This window comes from Bifidobacterium pseudolongum subsp. globosum, assembly GCF_004155535.1.
In the GTDB taxonomy this organism is placed as follows: domain Bacteria; phylum Actinomycetota; class Actinomycetes; order Actinomycetales; family Bifidobacteriaceae; genus Bifidobacterium; species Bifidobacterium pseudolongum_C.
This window is the reverse complement of record NZ_RYUH01000012.1, coordinates 17,318-37,505: the sequence shown is the minus strand read 5'-3', so window position 1 is coordinate 37,505 and position 20,188 is coordinate 17,318. Positions and strand designations below refer to the sequence as shown.

The 20,188-nt window shown below is 65.3% G+C and carries 16 protein-coding genes; 10 read left to right on the top strand and 6 right to left on the bottom strand.

Annotation, left to right across the window (positions count from 1 at the left end):
* The first annotated feature begins 52 nt into the window (after positions 1-52).
* On the top strand, positions 53-1,390 hold the full coding sequence (gene glnA, locus PG2093B_RS06575) for a type I glutamate--ammonia ligase (RefSeq protein WP_022858034.1): 1,338 nt from the start codon (positions 53-55) through the stop codon (positions 1,388-1,390).
* 3 nt (positions 1,391-1,393) lie between these two features.
* Here glnA and PG2093B_RS06570 read toward each other — a convergent pair whose 3' ends face one another.
* The 3 genes from PG2093B_RS06570 to PG2093B_RS06560 form a co-directional block, all read right to left on the bottom strand.
* The gene (locus PG2093B_RS06570; protein WP_242502845.1) at positions 1,394-2,332 is read right to left on the bottom strand and encodes a hemagglutinin; all 939 of its coding nucleotides are present in this window, start codon (positions 2,330-2,332) and stop codon (positions 1,394-1,396) included.
* Positions 2,333-2,368: 36 nt separating this feature from the next.
* Positions 2,369-6,418 (bottom strand): ATP-dependent RNA helicase HrpA, encoded by a 4,050-nt coding sequence (hrpA, locus tag PG2093B_RS06565; RefSeq protein ID WP_129897813.1) that lies wholly within the window; start codon positions 6,416-6,418, stop codon positions 2,369-2,371.
* A gap of 72 nt (positions 6,419-6,490) precedes the next feature.
* A complete protein-coding gene (locus PG2093B_RS06560; protein ID WP_129897812.1) occupies positions 6,491-7,123 on the bottom strand; it encodes a class I SAM-dependent methyltransferase in 633 nt (210 codons plus the stop codon).
* Between the two features lie 210 nt (positions 7,124-7,333).
* Between PG2093B_RS06560 and hflX the strand changes: the two genes are divergently transcribed.
* From hflX to PG2093B_RS06545, 3 genes are all read left to right on the top strand, one after another.
* Entirely contained in the window at positions 7,334-8,737 is a 1,404-nt protein-coding gene (gene hflX, locus PG2093B_RS06555; protein ID WP_129897858.1) for a GTPase HflX, read from the top strand.
* 148 nt (positions 8,738-8,885) lie between these two features.
* Positions 8,886-9,848 carry an L-lactate dehydrogenase gene (locus PG2093B_RS06550; protein ID WP_101399564.1) on the top strand — a complete coding sequence of 321 codons (963 nt, stop codon included), beginning with the start codon at positions 8,886-8,888 and terminating at the stop codon, positions 9,846-9,848.
* A gap of 90 nt (positions 9,849-9,938) precedes the next feature.
* Entirely contained in the window at positions 9,939-10,871 is a 933-nt protein-coding gene (locus PG2093B_RS06545; RefSeq protein WP_129897811.1) for a cation diffusion facilitator family transporter, read from the top strand.
* Positions 10,872-10,881: 10 nt separating this feature from the next.
* Here the strand turns inward: PG2093B_RS06545 and lexA are convergent, their stop codons facing one another.
* Positions 10,882-11,628, bottom strand: coding sequence for a transcriptional repressor LexA (lexA, locus tag PG2093B_RS06540; protein ID WP_207215004.1), 747 nt, complete (start codon positions 11,626-11,628; stop codon positions 10,882-10,884).
* Between the two features lie 85 nt (positions 11,629-11,713).
* Here lexA and PG2093B_RS06535 point away from each other — a divergent pair, with 85 nt between their 5' ends.
* Both PG2093B_RS06535 and nrdR read left to right on the top strand, forming a co-directional pair.
* Positions 11,714-12,055 carry a LysM peptidoglycan-binding domain-containing protein gene (locus PG2093B_RS06535; RefSeq protein ID WP_129897809.1) on the top strand — a complete coding sequence of 114 codons (342 nt, stop codon included), beginning with the start codon at positions 11,714-11,716 and terminating at the stop codon, positions 12,053-12,055.
* Positions 12,056-12,149: 94 nt separating this feature from the next.
* Entirely contained in the window at positions 12,150-12,602 is a 453-nt protein-coding gene (gene nrdR, locus PG2093B_RS06530; protein WP_026647905.1) for a transcriptional regulator NrdR, read from the top strand.
* Positions 12,603-12,657: 55 nt separating this feature from the next.
* On the opposite strand, the gene serA is transcribed toward nrdR, so the two are convergent.
* The gene (gene serA, locus PG2093B_RS06525) at positions 12,658-13,857 is read right to left on the bottom strand and encodes a phosphoglycerate dehydrogenase (RefSeq protein WP_095507968.1); all 1,200 of its coding nucleotides are present in this window, start codon (positions 13,855-13,857) and stop codon (positions 12,658-12,660) included.
* 10 nt (positions 13,858-13,867) lie between these two features.
* Positions 13,868-16,129 carry a HelD family protein gene (locus PG2093B_RS06520; protein WP_129897808.1) on the bottom strand — a complete coding sequence of 754 codons (2,262 nt, stop codon included), beginning with the start codon at positions 16,127-16,129 and terminating at the stop codon, positions 13,868-13,870.
* A gap of 262 nt (positions 16,130-16,391) precedes the next feature.
* On the opposite strand from PG2093B_RS06520, the gene mraZ reads away from it, so the two are divergent.
* The 4 genes from mraZ to PG2093B_RS06500 are packed head-to-tail and all read left to right on the top strand — an operon-like array spanning position 16,392 to position 20,161.
* On the top strand, positions 16,392-16,847 hold the full coding sequence (gene mraZ, locus PG2093B_RS06515) for a division/cell wall cluster transcriptional repressor MraZ (RefSeq protein ID WP_225532120.1): 456 nt from the start codon (positions 16,392-16,394) through the stop codon (positions 16,845-16,847).
* Positions 16,848-17,909, top strand: a complete 1,062-nt coding sequence (rsmH, locus tag PG2093B_RS06510) for a 16S rRNA (cytosine(1402)-N(4))-methyltransferase RsmH (RefSeq protein WP_129897807.1) — start codon at positions 16,848-16,850, stop codon at positions 17,907-17,909.
* A gap of 3 nt (positions 17,910-17,912) precedes the next feature.
* Positions 17,913-18,365 carry a hypothetical protein gene (locus tag PG2093B_RS06505; protein ID WP_129897806.1) on the top strand — a complete coding sequence of 151 codons (453 nt, stop codon included), beginning with the start codon at positions 17,913-17,915 and terminating at the stop codon, positions 18,363-18,365.
* 53 nt (positions 18,366-18,418) lie between these two features.
* Positions 18,419-20,161 (top strand): peptidoglycan D,D-transpeptidase FtsI family protein, encoded by a 1,743-nt coding sequence (locus PG2093B_RS06500; RefSeq protein ID WP_431520217.1) that lies wholly within the window; start codon positions 18,419-18,421, stop codon positions 20,159-20,161.
* Positions 20,162-20,188: the final 27 nt, after the last annotated feature.

The window sequence follows — 20,188 nt, the reverse complement described above, 5'->3', positions numbered from 1 at the left end:
GAATGGGCATGTTAACGTGCTCCGTAACATCGCCATGGAACGATGGGCTGTTATGGATAAGCAGCAAGAGTTCGCGCTCCGTACCGTTGAGGAGCGCGACGTACGTTTTATTCGCTTGTGGTTCACCGATGTGCTGGGCACCTTGAAATCAGTGGCGATCGCGCCTGCGGAGCTGGAGGCGGCGTTCGAGGAGGGCATCGGGTTCGACGGTTCCGCGATCGAAGGCATGACGCGCGTCTCCGAAGACGACATGATCGTCAAGCCCGACCCGAGCACCTTCCAGATCCTGCCATGGCGCGGTGGGCCGCAGGGCACCGCGCGCATGTTCTGCGACGTGCTCACGCCCGAAGGTGAACCCTCGCTCGCCGACCCGCGCCACGTGCTCAAGCGCGCGCTGTCGAAGGCGAAGGACAAGGGCTTCACGTTCTACGTGCACCCCGAGATCGAGTTCTACCTGTTCGAACGGCAGGACGACTATGCACAGCCGCCCGTGCCGATCGACCAAGGCGGCTATTTCGACCATGTGCCGCGCAGCCCGGGCATGGACTTCCGCCGCGCGACCGTCAACATGCTCGAGCAGATGGGCATCTCGGTCGAATACTCGCACCACGAGGCAGGACCGGGGCAGAACGAGATCGACCTGCGGTACGCCGACGCGCTGACGATCGCCGACAACATCATGACGTTCCGCACGGTCGTCAAGGAGATCTCGCTCGAACGCGGCATCCATGCGAGCTTCATGCCCAAGCCGCTCGCCAACGAGCCCGGCTCCGGCATGCACACGCATCTGAGCCTGTTCGAAGGCGATGCGAACGCGTTCTATGAGGCCGGCCAGGAATTCAACATGTCGATCACCGCGCGCCAGTTCGCCGCCGGCATCCTGTACCATGCGGCGGAGATCTGCGCGATCACCGACCAGTTCGTCAACTCGTACAAGCGCCTGTGGGGCGGCAACGAGGCGCCGAGCTACATCTGCTGGGGCCACAACAACCGTTCCGCGCTGCTGCGCATTCCGCAGTACAAGCCGGGCAAAGGCAATTCCGCGCGCATCGAGTTCCGCGCGCTCGATCCGGGCGCCAACCCGTACCTCGCCTACTCGGTGCTGCTCGCGGCCGGCCTTGACGGCATCGAGCAGAAGATGCAGTTGGGTGAGCCGACGAGCGACGACGTGTGGGAGCTCACCGACGCCGAACGCCAGGCCATGGGCATCCAGCCGCTTCCCGAATCGCTCGACGAAGCGCTGCGCATCATGGAGAAATCCGATTTCGTGGCCGACGTGCTCGGCGAACACGTCTTCGAATACTTCATCCGCAACAAGCGCAAGGAGTGGGAGGAGTACCGCGGCCAGGTCACGCCGTTCGAGCTCAAGGAGTACCTCGCCAAGCTCTGAGCGCTAGACGCGCGGGTCGCCGAACCAGCCCGAATAGATGATCGAGAAATTGCGGTTGCCATAGGTCGAACACGCATCGCCCTCGCCCGCGCCCGCTTCGAGCGCGGCGAGGTTGGGCTGGTACGGCGTGTAGATGTACAGCAACGCGGTGGCCGTGTTCTCGATGTAGACCTCCGAGCCGCCGCATGCGGCGTCCGGATTGAACGGCACATAGTTGAGCGCGCCCGCGTGGAACCCGTATTGGTCCTCGTGCCGCACGTAGTACTGGTAGCGTTCCGCCGACCCGAACACCTGTCGGAAGAACCCGGCGTACTGGGGGTCGCAGCTGTCGTCGTCCGGGCAGCTCAACCCCATGGCGGCCTTGAACCGGAACTCGCTCGGCGTCTTGGTGGCGGTCACGAGCTGTTGCTCTTTCTGCAGCATCGTCAACAGCACTTTCGGCGAGACGTTGCAGGCTTTGGCGGCATCGGCGATGATCGCCGACGCCTTCTGTTTGGACGAACCCTTGTATTCCGTGCAGTAGTCACTCGCCGCACGCGGCTCGGTGCGGAACGCCGCGTTGCGCAGGCAGCCACGCTCGGTGCACTCGGCGCCCTTCTCGTCGAGGAACGCCTGGATCTCCTTCTGGTTCATCGCGGAGCCGTTGAAGAACTGCGTGTTCGAGATGATGTTGCCGGGGTTGAAATCGAACTGCTTTACCAACTGCTGCTGTTCGGCGCGCGCCTGATGCACCTCGGCGCGCCACGAGACGAAGCGCACAAGGCTGATGACGAGCGCGAGCGCCACGATCGAGGCGAGCAGCCCGATGGTGGCCAACGCCGTGCGCTGCCGCACGTTGCCGTGCTTCCACGCATGGGCCACGGTTCTGGCCGCGGCCCGTATGCGCTGGAAGGGGATGTGGCGCGACTGCGTACGTTTGGATGGGGTGTTGTTCGAAGCCATTGGGTCGTCCTTGGAAACCTGGTGGATTGCGCGTGCTCAGCGCAGCGCCTTGGTGATGCGCTGCACGCTGACCGGTTGGTTGGTGCCGAGTTCCTGCGCCCACAGCGAAACATAGAACTCCTCAAGCATCCAGCGTGCGCGGCTGGCCTTGGCCATCGCCTCGTCGCGTGCGGCGCCGACCGGCAGTGCCTTGGCGCGCGTGAGCGCGGCATCCACGAGCTGTTTCGCTTCGTCGGCCTGCCAGGCCCAGCGCACGTCGCGGTTCTTGTCGGTCTTCGCCTTGGCAAGGCGCATCAGGTCGGCGCGCAGGTACACGGGGATGCGCGGCAGGGCGAGTGGGGGCGTGCGCCCGATGAACCCGGGGTTCACGAGTGTGGCGGCGTGTTCGCGCACTGACTGCAGCACCGAAAGCATCGGCAGGTCGGCCACGCCGCCCACCGCCTTCTCCACTTGCGCGTATTGCGCGAGGACCTCCACCACGTCTTTGGCCACGGCGTAGACGGTGTCCTCATACACCTGCCCCACGCCGGCCACGGCCTGGTCGAGCGCGTCGTCGGAGCCGACCTTGTCGATGTCGGGCAGCAGCCGTTTGACGGCGGCGAGCTGCAGGTCGTCGACGAGGGCGGCGGTGGATTGGTACGGCGCGGCGGCCAGACGCAACGTCTCGGCGCCAAGCCAGCGCGACGAGATGCGCTCGGTGGGCAGTTTGAGCCGGTCGAGCGCCGCATGCCACAGCATGTCGGCGCGCGATTGCGTGGTGGCGCCGGCCTTGTGCAACAGGTTCGCCTGGGTGACCGCCTTGCCTTCGTCTGCGGCGCGCTCGGCCTGTTTGCGCACCACGGTGCGGGCCGAGGCCTGTGCTTGGCTGGCGAACCGGCGCTGCAGGTCTTCGAGTGATTTGCCGCTCGCCACGCGTTTGGCCGCATTCGGCGCAGGCTTCCTGCCATGCGCGCGTTTGGGGCGCGGCGCGGGCTGTTCGATCACGAAGGTCATGCGCAGGTACGGCGGCAGCTTGGGCATCAGGCCGTCGAGCACTTCGGGGTGGATCTGCGCGCCGACGACACTGATCGCGGCCTGCGTGAACACATGCGCGAAATCGGGCCATGGATCGCCGTCCGGCGTTTGGGCCGGATGGTCGCGCGTGCCCGAGCCCGGGTCGGCGGGGTAGTGCGCGTCGATCCAAGCCTCGATCTTGGCGGCGGTGTCGGGCGCCGGCACGAACTGCACGCGTAGCTGCTTCGGCAGCGCCTTGATCATCGCCACGATGAGCTCATTGCGCAATCCGGGCACATTCCAGCTGAACTGCGCGGCGCTGACGCGCGAGAGCGCGGTCATCGGGATGTGCACACTCACGCCGTCCTCCGGGTCGGCCGTGTCGTAGATGTAGCTCAAGCGCAGCGACAGCGCGGTCCCGTCCGATCCGACGGTGGTCCAATGGTCGGGGAAGTCGTCCAGGCTCACCGACTCGACGCCGTTGAGGCGGTCCACCTCCTCGGGGTCGAAATCGAGCAGCGTGGGGTTGGTGGTGTGCTCGGTCTTCCACCAGCGCGCCAGTTCGGCCACATTCGTCACGTCTTGTGGCACGACCCGCTCATAGAAGTCGTAGAGGTCCTCGTCGCTCACCGTCTGGGCGATCTGGCGGGTGCGGCTCGCGTCGTCCTGCGCGTCTTCGACGATTGCGCGGTTGCGCGCGATGAAGTCGTCGTATGGGAAGCGCTGTTGGATGTCGCCTTCCACAAGGCCCTGCCGCAGCAGGAAATCACGGGCTTCGAGCGGATTGATGCGTCCCCATTGCACATGCTTGCCGCGCACGATCGGCAGTCCATACAGCAGCACGGTGGCTTCGGCGACCGCGCTGCCGCGTGAAGCGGACCAGTGCGGGTTCGCGTACGTGGTGCGCGTGAGGTCCTTGGCGAGCGGTTCGGCCCACGCCGGGTCGATCTGCGCGCAGTACCGCGCCCACAGGCGGCTCGTCTCCACGAGTTCGGTCGTCATGATCCACGGCGGTGTCGCGGTCGAGGTCGCGGAAGCGGGGAAAATCGCGAAATGCGTGCCGCGTGCGCCCTGATAGTCGTTCTTCGCCATCTTCTGGGCGCGTTTGAGCGCGCGGGCGCGGGCGGCCCCCTTGAGATTCGCATAATCCGAGGCCTTCGGTTCGCGCACCACCTGCATGCCGAGCATCGACAGCAGGCCGGCGAGCATCGACGTGTGGATGCCCTGCGCGTCCCACGAACAGCACAGCGAGTGTGCGGCCTGCTGGTTGGTCGGCAGCGCGCGTATCTGTTCGCTCGGGCGGCTGATGGGAATCGGCTCGCCCACAGTGAACTTGAGCTCGCGGCAGAGCGATCGCAGTTGCGAGACCAAGTCCTTCCACTGGCGCATGCGCAGGAAGTGCAGGTATTCGGTTTTGCACAGACGGCGCAGCGCATTGTTGCTCAGTTCGCCGTCGGCGCCGTACGCGCGGTCCCACAGGTTGAGCGCGGTCAGGAAGTCGCTTGTGGCGTCCGCGTAGCGGTTGTGCAGACGGTCCGCCTCGTCGCGCTTGTCTTCGGGGCGTTCGCGCGGATCCTGCAGGCTCAGGAACGCCACGATCACAATCAGCGCGGCGAGCGTGTTCGGGGTCGTGGCATGCGCCGCCTCGATGAGCATGCGGCCCAGGCGCACGTCGATCGGGATGCGCGCGAGCTGCCGGCCGATGTGCGTGAGGTGGATCTGCCCGCGCTTGCGCGAGATCGCGCGCAGTTCGGTGAGCTCGTTGAAGCCGTCGGAGACCGCCTTCATGTCGGGCGGGTCGATGAACCCGAAGTCGGTGATGTCCTCGGCGGTCTTCGCCACACCGACCGACAGCATGTGGAGCACCACCGCGCCGAGCGACGTGCGCAGGATCTCCGGTTCGGTGAACCTCGGGCGGCTTTCGTAATCCTCGGCGGAGTACAGGCGGATCGCGATGCCGTCGGCGATACGGCCGCAGCGGCCCGCGCGCTGGTCCGCGCTCGCCTGCGAGATCGGCTCGATCGGCAGGCGCTGCACCTTGGCCGTCTTCGAATACCGCGAGATGCGCGCCGTGCCCGGGTCCACCACATACCGGATGCCCGGCACGGTGAGCGACGTCTCCGCCACGTTGGTGGCGATGACGATGCGCTGGTGCCGGTGCGGTTCGAACACGCGGTGCTGGTCCTTCGCGCTCAGGCGCGCGAACAGCGGCATGATCTCAATCGCGTCCGGCCTGCGCATGTCCGCGCACCGCGGGCCGAAGGCATGGCGGATCGACTGTTCGAAATCGCGGATGTCGCGCTCGCCGGACGCGAAGACGAGGATGTCGCGCGGGCCCTGGTCGCGCGCCGAGACCGTCACGAGTTCGACGCACGCGCGCGCCACGGCCGTGGTCATGTCCATCGCCTCGGTGTCCGGACTGCCCGCGTCATTGCCGGACGCGCCGTCGGCGAACCCCGGCACATGGGCCGTCAGCGCGGGCGGTCCGCCGAGCGGCTCATAGCATATGGTGACGGGGTAGGTGCGCCCGGAGACCTCGATGACCGGCACGGGCTTGTGCAGCGCGTCCTCGAAGTGCTTTTGGAACTTGACCGAGTCGATTGTGGCCGAGGTGACGATGAGCTTGAGGTCGGGCCGTTTCGGCAGCAGCGCGGTGAGGTAGCCGAGCAGGAAGTCGATGTTGAGCGTGCGCTCGTGCGCCTCGTCGATCACAATCGTGTCATAGCGGCTCAGGTTCGGGTCACGTTGGATCTGCGCGAGCAGGATGCCGTCGGTCACCACGCGCAGCCGTGTCTTCGGCGAGCTTTCGTCGGTGAAGCGCACCTGATAGCCCACTTCGTCGCCCAAATGCACGCCGAGCTCACTCGCGATGCGTTCTGCCACAGTGCGCGCGGCGAGCCTGCGCGGCTGCGTGTGCACGATCTGGTGGCCGTGCGTGCCGCGGCCGAGTTCGAGCAGGATCTTCGGCAGCTGCGTTGTCTTGCCGGAACCGGTCTGGCCGGAGACGATGACGACCTGTGACGATTGCACCGCCTCGCGGATCGCCTGGCGCGCGCCGCTGACCGGAAGTTCTTCTGGATATTCGAATTTCATAGGGGAAAGGGTCACTCTTTCAATGGGATGCCATGGGAAGCCATGGCTGCAATACGTCGGATCGGTGCGGGCTCAGGGCAGGCGGTGGACTTCGATGACGCGGTAGCCCTTCGAACTCGCATACTTGGCCACGGTGAAGGTGCTGTCAAGGGCCTGCGCCAACCAGCGCATCAGCGAATCGGAGCCGAGGTTCTTCTGGACCACAAGATACGCGTATCCGTCGGGCGCAAGCCTCGGCAGCCACGTCATGAGCAGTGTGTGCAGCTCCTGTTTGCCGATGCGGATCGGCGGGTTCGACCAGATGAGCTCGAACTCGAGCCCCTCGGGCACATCAGCGGCCTCGCCGGCGTGGATGTTGGTGCAGCCGTTGAGTTCGGCGTTGTGCTCGGTCAGTTCGATCGCGCGCTCGTTGACGTCGATTGCGTAGACGCTGGCTGCGGGGGATTCGAGCGCGAGCGCGAGACTGATCGCGCCCCAGCCGCAGCCGATGTCGAGGAAGTCGCCGTGCGCGGGCGGCATCGGCGCATGGCGCAGCAGCACCGATGTACCGAGGTCCACGCGGCCGCCCGAGAAGACGCCGTTCGACGTCTCCACATCGGCCTCGTGGCCGCGCAGTGTCACATGCATCTCATGCCGCACATCCGCCGACGAGGGCGACGCGGTGAAATACTGTTCCGCCTGCTTGTGTGGGTCCTGTGTGTTCATGGCGCCTCGTTTCGTTCCTGATGTATACTTGCGTGTCTGCTGCTTTTCGATGATAGTAAGGCAGACGTAAGTTTTCACGAACAATGTGAGGTGCCTTTGACCGAATCGACCCAATCATGGCAGGGTGACCAGGAATTGACGGACCAAGGTGCGCCGGGCGCGCATGGTCTGCTCGCCGACCAATCCGACGTGCTGCTCGACGACGACGGCATGGGCGCGCAGCCGGGCGACGAGATCTGGCGTGAGCGCGAATCACGCAACCAGCTCAAGCATGTGGTGGGCCTGGGCGAACTCGAGGATGTCACCGAAGTCGAATACCGCAAGGTGCGCCTTGAGCGCGTGGTGCTCGTGGGGGTCTGGTCGTCACGCAACGGTTCGCAGCGCGAGGCCGAGGAATCCCTGCGCGAGCTCGCCGCGCTCGCCGGGACGGCGGGCGCGCAGGTGTGCGACGCCGTGCTGCAGCACCGCTACCGCCCTGATTCCTCCACGTACGTGGGATCGGGCAAGGCGCAGGAGATCGCGCAGATCGTGGCGGCGAACGACGCCGACACGATCATCGTGGACGACGACCTGCCGCCAAGCCAGCGCCGCGCGCTCGAAGACGCCACGAAAGTGAAGGTCGTGGACCGCACTGCGGTGATCCTCGACATCTTCGCGCAGCACGCCACGTCGCGCGAAGGCAAGGCGCAGGTCGAACTCGCGCAGTTGCAGTACATGCTGCCGCGCCTGCGCGGTTGGGGCGCGGCGCTGTCCCGTCAGGCGGGCGGCCGTGCCGCCGGCGCCGACGGCGGCATCGGCTCGCGCGGCCCGGGCGAGACGAAGATCGAGATGGACCGGCGCGTTATCCGCACGCGCATCGCACGTCTGCGCCGGCAGATCGCGCAGATGGCGCCGGCGCGCGAGGTCAAGCGCGGCTCACGCAAGCGGTACGCGCTGCCCACGATCTCGGTCGTCGGGTACACGAACGCGGGCAAATCGTCGCTGACGAACCGGCTCACCGGTTCGGACGAGCTCGTGGAGAACGCGTTGTTCGCCACGCTCGACACCGCCGTGCGCCGTGCGCGCGCGAAGGACGGACGGTTCTACGCCTATGTGGACACGGTCGGATTTGTGCGCCGACTGCCCACACAGCTCGTCGAGGCGTTCAAGTCGACGCTCGAGGAGATCGGCGAATCGGACGTGATGGTGCACGTCGTGGACGCCTCGCACCCCGATCCGTTCGGGCAGATCGACGCGGTGAACGAGGTCCTCAAAACAATCGACGGTGTGGACAGGCTGCCCGTCGTCACCGTGTTCAACAAGGTCGACCTGATTGACGCCGTGACGCGTGAACGCCTCAAGCAGCTCGCGCCGGGCGCGTTCTTCGTCTCGTCGGCCACTGGCGAAGGCGTCGACGCGCTGCGCGCGCGCATCGAGGGGATGCTGCCGGCGCCCGGCGTGCATGTGGAGGCGCTGCTGCCGTACACGGCCGGTTCGCTCGTCTCGCAGATCCGCGAATACGGCAATGTGGACGCGGTGGAATACCGTGACACCGGCATCCTTCTGCAGGCGGACGTGGACGAGCGGCTCGCCGCGCAGATCATGGACCAAGCGCTCGAGGACCCTGTGGACTGATGCGGCGCCGGCCGTGGCCTACACCGCCGCGGCCGGCACACGCCGCCTCTTTATCGCATTGTGAACAAATTGTGGTCTGCTACAGTGAAGATGAATAAACCATGGTTCCGTCACAAGCGGATAAGCTATGCATAAAAGAGGTAGACACATGTCCGATTCACCAATTAAGCCTACAAAGCTTGCCATCGTCGGCGCCGGCGCCGTCGGCTCCACCCTCGCCTTCGCCGCGGCGGAACGTGGCATCGCCCGTGAGATCGTGCTGGAAGACATCGCAAAGGAGCGCGTCGAAGCTGAAGTGCTCGACATGCAGCACGGCTCCAGCTTCTTCCCGACCGTGTCAATCGACGGCTCCGACGATCCGGAGATCTGCCGTGACGCCGACATGGTGGTCATCACCGCAGGCGCGCGCCAGAAGCCGGGCCAGTCCCGTCTGGATCTGGCCGGCGCCACGATCAACATCATGAAGTCCATCATCCCGAACCTCATCAAGGTGGCGCCGAACGCCATCTACATGCTCATCACCAACCCGGTGGATGTGGTCACGCACGTGTCGATGAAGCTTTCGGGCCTGCCGTCGAACCAGATGTTCGGCTCGGGCACCAACCTGGATTCCGCCCGCCTGCGCTTCCTGATCGCCCAGCAGACCGGTGTGAACGTGAAAAACGTGCACGCCTACATCGCCGGTGAGCACGGTGATTCCGAAGTGCCGCTGTGGGCCTCCGCCACGATCGGCGGCGTGCCGATGTGCGATTGGCAGCCGCTGCCGGGCCATGCCCCGCTTGACGCCGACATGCGCGAACAGATCCACCAGGAGGTCAAGAACGCGGCGTACAAGATCATCAACGGCAAGGGCGCCACGAACTACGCCATCGCCATGTCCGGTGTGGACATCATCGAGGCCATCCTCAACGACACCAACCGCATCCTGCCGGTCTCCTCGCTGCTCGACGACTTCCATGGCATCTCCGACGTGTGCATGTCGGTGCCGACGCTGCTCAACCGCGAAGGCGTGAACTCGCGCATCAACACACCGGTTTCCGACCGTGAGCTCGCGGCGCTCAAGCGTTCCGCCGAGACGCTCAAGGAAACCGCCGCACAGTTCGGATTCTGATTTCCGTAAGACATCAGGTGCGTTCAGGGAGGTCGGGCGAGCCCGGCCTCCCTTTGTGTTATGGCACCGCATGAGGGGAGAGGCGAATCAATGGCACATCAACATGGGGCGGGGACGGCCGCGCACACAGCCGGCCACCATCAGCGTCTGCTGACCACCTTGGTGCTCACCGGCACCATTTTCGTGGCCGAGGTGATCGGGGCTGCGGTCACCGGGTCACTCGCGTTGCTCGTGGACGCAGGGCACATGCTCACCGACGTCTCGGTGCTCGCGGCATCCACCGTCACCGCGTTCATGATGCGGCGCAAACCCACGAAGTCGCGCACCTGGGGATGGGCGAGGCTTGAGGTGATCACCGCCGCGGCCGGCGGCCTGCTGTTGCTGTTCGTGGGGCTCTATGCGCTTGTGGAGGCGGTCATGCGCCTCACCGGGCAGGAGGCCGACGGCATCAAGGACGTGCGTCTGCTGCTGTTCTTCGGCGTTCTGGGACTTGCCGCCAACATCGGGTCGATTATGGTGCTGCGCGCGCAGTCGGGTGACAACATGAACATGCGCGCCGCGTTCCTTGAGGTGGTCAACGACGCGCTCGGATCGGTGGCGGTGATCGTCTCGGCCGTGGTGATGATGGCCACCGGCTGGGATGGCTTCGACGCGGTGGCCGGCGGCGTGATCGCGTTGATGATGATTCCGCGGGCATACGTGTTGGTGCGCGATGCGATGCGTGTGCTGCTGGAGGAGACACCGAGCGGGTTGGATCTGGACCAGGTGCGCGCGCACCTGGAGGGTGTGGACCATGTGATCGCGGTGCATGACCTGCATGCGAGCACGGTGGCGTCGGGCATGCCGATCCTGACCGCGCATGTGGTTGTGGACAAGCGGATGACGATGGAGGAGGCCGGCAAGGTGCTCGAACAGCTGCAGCTGTGCCTGTGCGAGCATTTCCCAGTGTCGGTGCCGCACACGACGTTCCAATTGGAGCCGGAAGGCTACACGGGTCCGTCGTCGGCGCAGACCCACGCCTGAGGGCCGCCTGTCACATCTTGCGCAACACCGTGACGACCTTGCCCATGATCTGGGCGTGGGTGCCGTCAATCGGCGCATAGTTGGGGTTGTGGGGGATGAGCCAGATATGGCCGTTTTCGTTGCGGAAGGTCTTCACGGTGGCCTCGTCGTCGAGCAACGCCGCCACGATGTCGCCGTTCTCGGCGGTCTGCTGCTCGCGCACCACCACGAAGTCGCCGTTGCAGATGGCGGCGTCGATCATCGAATCGCCATGCACTTCGAGCATGAAGAGCCTGCCGGTGCCCGTCAGCCGCACGGGCAGGCGCATGACGTCTTCGACATGCTGCTCGGCGGTGATCGGCGCGCCGGCGGCGATCGCGCCCACAAGCGGCACGTCGGTGGACGCTAGGAACGACGCCGATTGGGCGTCGGGGAACGGGCTGACGTCCACGGCGGTGGGGGAGTCGTCCACCACTTCGATGGCGCGTCCCTTGTTCGGGTCCCTGCGGATGCACCCCTTGGACTCCAGCACATTGAGCTGATGCTGCACCGACGACGTGCTCTTCAATCCGCACGCCTCGCCGATCTCGCGCAATGACGGGGCGAAGCCATGTTCGGCGTGCAGCGCGCGGATCGCGGCCATGATGCGCTGCTGGCGCTCCGTCAGGTCGGGTGCGCGGCGTTCCGCGGCCGCGGTCGGGTCGTGTTCGATGCTGCTCATGGTGGGTCCTTTCGTTATGGCACAACAGTACCGTGCCGCACGGAGAAAATCAAACAGATGTTCGAATGCAGGCTTGACAAGTTCGAACATCTGTGCGAATATCGAAACCACAATTAGAACAAACGTTCGAAAGAAGGTTTCGATGAGCGCGTTGGCGTCACATATCTCACGGGCATCCGGTGCAGTGCAGACGGCGGGGGCCAAGGCCCATGTGCGCATGTGGCTCATCGTGCTGGCGGCGTTGCTGTGTCTGGGATGCGCCCTCGCGTCCCATATGCCAGGACTGGGCGAACAGACGGCCTATGCGGGGTACGAGTCGACGGAAGTCGTGCATTACACCGTGCGGCCCGGTGACACGTTGTGGTCGATCGCCAGTCGTTTCACCGATGCGCCGGCGGTGCAGGTGGTGGAGCGCCTCAAAGCCGTCAACGGCCTCGATGACAGCCGCATCGTGGCAGGCCAGCACCTGATCATCCCGGTCTGATAAGGCCATGGCATTGGGGCTGATGGTGCGCGGCGAGCGGAACATGGGTGCACCCGTTGAACAAAAGGCCGAACGTCGGGCTATTGTGAGTGGTATGCATTGCCCATTTTGCCAGAATCCCGACACCAAGGTGATCGATACGCGCATCAGCGACGACGGCCATTCCATTCGCCGGCGCCGTGAATGCCCCAAATGCGGGGGCCGTTTCAGCACGATGGAGACGGCCATGCTGCTGGTGAAGAAACGGTCTGGCAATGTGGAGCAATTCGACCGCAACAAGGTGATCTCCGGTGTGCGTAAAGCGTGCCAGGGCAGGCCGATCGACGAGGAAAGCCTCAAGCACCTCGGCCAGCAGGTCGAGGAGAGCCTGCGTGCGCAAGGCATCGCGCAGGTGCCGTCGGAGGAGATCGGCAAGGCCATCCTCAAACCGTTGCGTGAACTTGACGAAGTGGCCTATCTGCGCTTCGCCAGCGTCTACCAGAATTTCGAAGGACTTGAGGACTTCCAGCACGCAATCGACGAGTTGCGTGTCGAAGACCGCGCGTGAGGTATGGCAAAGGCCCGGAGCTTGAAGGCTCCGGGCCTTTGCCATACCTCACGGCCTATTCGATGACGCGCATGCGGATCGTGCCCGTCAGTGAGGCCAACGCGTCGAGCGTGCGCTCGTCGGGTTTGTTGGCCACGTCGGTCACCACGTACCCCAGGTCGCCTTCGGTTCCGAGCGCCTGCGCCGAGATGTTGATGCCCTGTTCGCCGAGCACCTGGTTGACCGAGGCGAGGATGCCCGGCAGGTTGGCGTGCAGGTGGGCGATGCGTGCGGCCCCGCGGTAGTCGCTCAAGGTGATCTGCGGCAGATTCACGCTGAGCATCGTGGAGCCCTTGAGCCAGTAATCCTCAAGACGCTGCGAGACGAACTGGGCGATGGCCTCCTGCGCTTCGAGCGTGGAGCCGCCGATGTGCGGGGTGAGGATCATGTTGTCCTCGTCGGCGAGCGGCGTGACGATGGGGTCGCCGCTCTTCTTCGGCTCGACCGGGAACACGTCCACGGCCGCGCCGGAAAGGTGCCCGCTGTCGAGGTGGCGCTTGAGCGCGTCGAGGTCCGCCACGAACCCGCGTGAGCAGTTGATGAAGATCGCATCCTGCTTCATGTGGGCGAACTCGTCTTCGCCGAAGAACCCTGTGTTGGATTTGCGTCCGTCCACGTGGATCGTCACGGCGTCGGACTGCTCGAGCAATTCATTGAGCGTGTCGCAGCGCTGGGCGTTGCCCATCGCGAGCTTTTCGTCGAGGTCGTAGAACACCACGCGCATGCCGAGCGCCTCGGCGAGCACCGAAAGCTGTGAGCCGATGTTGCCGTAGCCGATGATGCCGAGCGTCTTGCCGCGCACCTCGTGCGAACCGGACGCCGTTTTGTCCCACAGCCCATGCTTGAGGTGGTGCGTGTGCGCCGGGATGCGGCGCATCAGGCAGATGATGTCGCAGATCACCAATTCCACCACGGACCGTGTGTTGGAATACGGCGCGTTGAACACCGCCACGCCACGGCGGCCCGCATGGTTGAGGTCGACCTGGTTGGTGCCGATGCAGAAGCAGCCGATCGCGGTGAGCGTGGGGCGCGCGTCGAGCACCTTGGCGGTCACGGTTGTCTTCGAGCGGATGCCGAGCAGGTCCACGCCTTCGAGGGCCTCGATGAGCTCGTCCTCGGCAAGCGCGCCCTTCATCGTCTCGACTTCGAACCCGTGGTCGCGCAGGGATTGGGCGGCCAGGGGATGGATGTTTTCAAGTAATAGAGCTTTCGGCATATGCACCACCTTACAAATCGAGCAGCGTTTCGTCTGCTTGTGTCCGGACTATAAGCAGACGCTGCGTGGGGCGGGTGAGCGCCACATACAGGTCGGAGGCCGCGGAGAGCCGTGTGGGCGCCTCCTGCTCGATGAGTCCTGGTTCCACAACCATAACCGCATCGTATTCAAGGCCTTTTACCGATTGCGCGCCGCACACCATGATCTGCTCGTCGAACCGGACGCCGCTGCGCGCGAGCGTGCTGTGCGCCACGGCTTCGTGCACGGCGGCCCGCACGGCATCGCGCAGTTCGTCGGGGACGATGACGGCCACGCGGCCTGTGCCGTCGCCCACAAGGTACGAACCGGCCAGATCAAGGGTCTGCTCGGCGACCTCGGCGTACAGCGCCGCACGATCCGCCACGCTCACGCGCTGCACCGAATCGGGCACCGAACGAATCGCCTTGACGGTGGAGATGTAGAGCCCTTCGCCTTCAGCGAAACGCGCGGCGAGGTCGGAGACCTCACGCGGGTTGCGGTAGTTGATCGTCAGCTCGTTGAGGCTCCAGTTCTGTGGGCCGAACAACGCGTTCATCGACGTGCGCCAGTCACGCGTGCCGCCGAGCGCCGAGGTCTGCGCCACGTCGCCCACGATCGTGAACGAGCGCGACGGGCAGCGGCGGATGAGCATGCGCCAGTCCATGGCGGTCAGTTCCTGCGCCTCATCGACGACGATGTGCCCATAGGTCCATTCGCGGTCCGCGGCGGCGCGCTGCGCGACCAGTTCCGACGAATCGCCGCGCATCTGGTCGGCGAGCATCTTCGACGAGACGATGCCCGACCCGATGCCCGCCTGCGCGAGCGTCTCCTGGGCGTAGCGCTCCTCTTCGGCGCGCTGCGCGTCGCGCGACGCCTGGCGCGCCTGTTCGTGCGGGTCGGGACCCAGCAGTTCGAGCGCCTCGTCGAGCAATGGAATGTCGGACAGCGTGAGCGGGGCGCCCTTGGGCCGGGTGAGCATGCTGACCTGCTCGTCGCTGAGCCATGGCGCGAACCGGCGCAACTGCGCGGGCTTCGAGAACAGCTGGTCGAGCAGCCAGCGGCCGTCCATCGGCAGCCACGCCAGGTTGAGCGTGACGCGCAGTTTGTCGTTCATGCGCAGCTGCGCCATGATGTCGTTGAGCTCGGCCTGTTCGGGCGTGTAGTCGAGCTCTTCGACGACGCGCGTGCGCACCATCGAGAGCATCGACGAGACGAAGGTCTCGCGGGCCTTGTTGTGCGGCTGGCGTGTACGGCGCGCGTCGGCGATCGCCGTCTCGAAATCGGCGGCGCGCAAAGGCGCCGACACGCCGTTGACCGTGATCATGGGCAGCTGCGAGGGCACGCGTTCGCGCGCGGCCACCGCGTTCGCGATCATCTTGGCCATGCGCCGTTCACCCTTGAGCTGGGCCACGTGCGGTTCGTCAACGTGCTGCGTGACGACGCCGGGGATCAGATCGCCGATCGTGCGGCTCACCACGCCGGTCTCACCGAGGGAGGGGAGCACCTGGTCGATGTAGTGCAGGAAGTCCTCGCTCGGGCCCACCACGAGCACGCCGGAGCGTTCGAGCCGGCGGCGGTGCGTGTACAGCAGGTAGGCGGCGCGGTGCAGCGCCACGGCCGTCTTGCCGGTGCCGGGGCCGCCCTGCACCACGAGGGCGCCGGCGAGGTCGGTGCGGATGATCCGGTCCTGCTCGGCCTGGATCGTGGCCACGATGTCGGTCATCTTGCCGGTGCGCCGCGAGCCCAGCGACGCCAGCAGCGCGCCTTCGCCGGTCAGCGTGCCCTGCTCGCTCGCCGTGTTCACATGCGCCGAATGCACGTCGAGCACCTCGTCTTCGATGCCTGCCACGGTGCGGAAGTGCAGGGTGATGTGGCGACGCATCACGATGTCGCCGTGGTGCGACGGCGTGGCCTCGTAGAACGGGCGCGCGGCCTCGGCGCGCCAGTCGGTGAGGATCGGTTCGTGCCGCTCGTCGGAAAGGCCGATGCGCCCGATGTACCGCCGTTCGCCCAAGGTGTTGTCGATCCTGCCGAACACGAGGCGGTCCTCGACGGCGCGCAATTGCGCCAGGCGGTCCTCGTACATCGTGGCGAAGGAGTCACGCTCGGTGCGTTGCGTGGGCGAACCGTGCGACCCCGCGGCACGCACGTCGCTCAACCGTTCCCTTGCCTGCGCCCGCAGCGCGTCAAGGCGCGCGTATGCGCGGTCCGTCATGCGCTGCTCTTCCTGCAACTGTGCTGAATACTGTGACATTTGAACGTTGGTCCCCTGTCTGAAACTTGAGCCACACAAGCGTAGCAAACGGCGGCTACGAGCGCCACATCGTGTGGAAATGGTGCATGTTGGTCACGCCGACGGCGTGTTTTGGCGGCCGGTGGGGATTTTAGGTGAGTGGTGGGGTAAAGTGGGTACCTGAAGGCAGATGCGGACATATTGAGGTGCGGTTCGGAGGTGACTGATGGCAAGCCTGACCGATGCGCAGTTGCCATCGACTGACGAGCCCGCCCCCGATCCGATGTCGCTGGAGATGCCACCGATGCTTCTGGGCACATACACCCCCAAGATCGACGCCAAAGGGCGTGTGGCGTTGCCGGCAAAAATGCGTGCGCAGCTGGGCCGCGGCATGGTCATGGCCCGTGGTCAGGAGCGCTGCGTGTACGTGCTGCCCCAACGGGAGTTCCGGCGCATCGCCATGCAGATGCAGAAGACGTCGATGGGCAGCAGGGCCGCGCGCGAATACCTGCGCATGTTCCTGTCGGGCGCGGTCGACCAGGACCCCGACAAGCAGGGGCGCGTGCTGATTCCGCAGATGCTGCGCGACTACGCCGGCCTTGGTGACGAGATCGTCATCATCGGCGTGGGTACACGGGCCGAGATTTGGAACAAGCAGGCGTGGGAGGATTACCTGACCGCACATGAACAGGGTTATGCGGACATCACATCCGACGTATTGCCGGAACTGGAGTGGTAGATGACGGATTACGCGCACATTCACCAGCCCGTGCTGCTCGAGCAGTGCGTGGACCTTGTCGCGCCCGCATTGCGCACGCCGGGCGCGGTCGCCATCGACTGCACGCTCGGACTCGCGGGCCACAGCATCGCGTTCCTCAAAGCCGCCCCGCAGGCGCGCCTGATCGGCATCGACCGCGACATCGAGGCGCTGCGCATGGCCACCGCGCGCGTCGAACAGGAGGGGCTTGGCGGCCGGTTCATTCCCGTGCATGCGGCATTCGACGATTTCTCGCGCGTGCTCGAGGAGCGTGGCATCGACGCCGTGCAGGCCGTGTTCATGGACCTGGGGCTGTCGAGCCTGCAGATCGACGAGCGCGAGCGCGGCTTTTCGTACGCGCACGACGCCCCGCTCGACATGCGCATGGACGTCTCGCAGCCCCTGACCGCGCAGATGGTGCTCGAACGTTATGACGCCGCTGCGTTGACGCACATTTTCAAAGCGTATGGCGAAGAGCGCTTTGCGCGCCAGATCGCCCAGGAGATCGTGCGCTCGCGCGTGAACGAACCGCTCACGAGCTCGCGGCAGTTGACCGCGCTTGTGGACCGTGTGATCCCGCAGGCCCACCGCGGCAGCGGCAACCCAGCCAAGCGCGTGTTCCAGGCGTTGCGCATCGAGGTGAACGGCGAATTGGAGAAGCTCGCGCGCACGCTGCCGCAGATCGCCAACCGGCTTGCGGTGGGCGGCCGGCTTGTGGTGGAGTCGTACCACTCGCTCGAAGACAAGACGGTCAAATCGTTCATGATGCAGGGCACCCGGGTGGATGCGCCTGCCGACATGCCTGTCGTCCCGGACGACATGCAGCCGTTCTTCGCGCCGCTCACGAAGGGCGCGGTGATGGCCGACGACGAGGAGCGCGAGCACAATCCGCGCGCCACCTCGGTGCGTCTTCGCGCCGTCGAATTGGTCCGTCCGGTGCCGCAGCGTTGGCGCCGGCGGTTTGAGCATGAGGCGGACGGTTCCATGCAGCGCGCGGGGGCGCGCCATGGCTCCACTGGGCACCGCCGGGGAAAGAGGGGTTGATCCATGGGATCCGCAGCACGTTCCACACGTTCGAACGCGGCGCCGGCCGGGCGCCAAAGCCATGAGGCGCGCAGCACGCAGCGGCCCCAGCTGCATGTGGTGTCGAACCGCAGCGCCAACGGGTCCGAGAAACGCGGATTGGCGGCGTTCTGGGCGTGGACCAAATCACGGTCCACGCCGCTTGTGCATATCGTGGTGGCCGTCGTGTTCCTGGGCGCATGCCTGCTGGGCGCACTGCTGTTGCGCACGCAGATGAGCTCCAACTCATTCGAGGCCTCGCGCATCGAGCAGCACATCACGATGCTGCAGCAAGACGTGGAGGACGATCAGGCCAGGCTCGCGCAATTGGAAGCCACGCTGCCTGAGCGCGCGCAGAAGATGAACATGGAACCCGCCAAGGGGTCGCTGTCGATCGACCTGCAGGGCTACCAGCCCGCCGGGGAAGGGGCACACTGATGCGTTCGTTCTCTTGGTCACGACTTACCCGGCGCGTCAAGCAGGCCTCGATCATGGGCATCGTCATGCTGATTGTGGCGCTGCTGTGCATTGGACAATTGGTGCGCATCCAATTGATCGACGGCGCGAGCACCGCACAGGCCGCCACGCAGAACCGCACGGTCAAAGCGGTGTTGAGCGCCAAGCGCGGCAAGATCACCGACACGAACGGCGCGGTGCTCGCGCAAAGCGTGGAGCGCTACACGATCATCGGCAATCCGGAGGCGGCACAGGATTTCGAGCCCACCACATGCACCACGCGCACACGCGACTATTGCCATGAGCTCGACGGCAAACCGTTGCAGACGACCGGTGTGGCCGCCGTGGCGCAATTGCTCGCACCGGTGCTCGGCATGAACGCGGCCGAACTCGGTGGCAAGCTTTCGGGCACCGGCCAGTACGCGATCCTCAAGAAAGACGTGACGCCCGAAGTCAAGCGCAAGATCGCCGACCTGCATCTGGGCGGCATCGTGTATGGCGAACTGAGCAACGAGCGCATCTACACGAACGGCACCCTCATGGGCGCGCTGCTCGGCGGCGTGGATGACGCAGGCAAGGGCGTGGCCGGCATCGAACAGGTCGAAGACAAGACGCTGACCGGCACCGACGGCTACCAGATCTACCAGCAGGGCAACGGCGGCGAAGAGATCCCCGGCACGATGACCGATGCGAAGGACGCGGCGGACGGCGCGGACGTGCAGCTGACGATCGACCGCGACATCCAGTGGCGCGTGGAGCGGATCCTCAAGGACAGCCAGGAGAAATACAAGGCGGCGTGGGGCATCGCCGTGGTGCAGGACGTGCAGAGCGGGCAGATCCTGGCGCTCGCCGACACCGACCAGATCGAAGCCGGCAGCGACGACGCCAAACTCAATGTGGCGCGTTCGGTGAGCCAGACCTTCGAACCGGGGTCCGTGGGCAAGGTCTTCACCATGTCGGGGCTCGTGCAGGAACACCTGCACCAGATGTCCGACAAATTCACCGTGCCCGATTCGCTGACGCTCGACGGGCAGACCTACAAGGATTCGTTCAACCACGGCGCCGAGCACTGGACGCTCGCCGGCGTGCTCGAACAATCCTCGAACATCGGCACGATCCTCGCCTCCGATGCGTTCTCGGACCAGAAGCGCTACGAATACCTGACCAAATTCGGCATCGGCCAGCCGAGCGGCCTCAACCTGCCGGGCGAATCGCAGGGCCTGCTCACCCAGCCGCAGACATGGGACGGCCGTACACGCAACACCGTGCTCTTCGGCCAGGGCTACACCGTCAACGCGCTGCAGATGACGAACGCGATCGCGGTCATCGCCAACCAAGGCGTGCTCAAGCCGCAGTCGATCATCAAATCCATCACCACCCCTGACGGCAGAAGCACCACGCCCGAACAGAAGGAATCCACGCGTGTGATCGACGAAGAGGCCTCCAAGCAGATCCTCAACGCGATGGAATCCGTGTCGGAACACTATTCCTCTCAAGGGTTCGCCGGCGTGAAAGGCTACCGTGTGGCCTCCAAGTCCGGCACCGCCGAAGTGGCCGGCCCCGACGGCAAGCTGAGCTCGCTCATCAGCGACTACTCCGCGATCATCCCCGCCGACAACCCCCGGTTCGTGGTGACCGTGGTGCTCAAGGACCCGGAGGGCAGCTATGGTGGTCTGACGGCGGGCCCGGTGTTCGCGCAGATCGGCGAATTCCTGATGCAGAAATACGAAGTGCCGAACTCCCCGCAACGCAAGAACGCGATTCCGGTGGAATGGTGAGCGACCAGCAGATGACGACCACCCAAC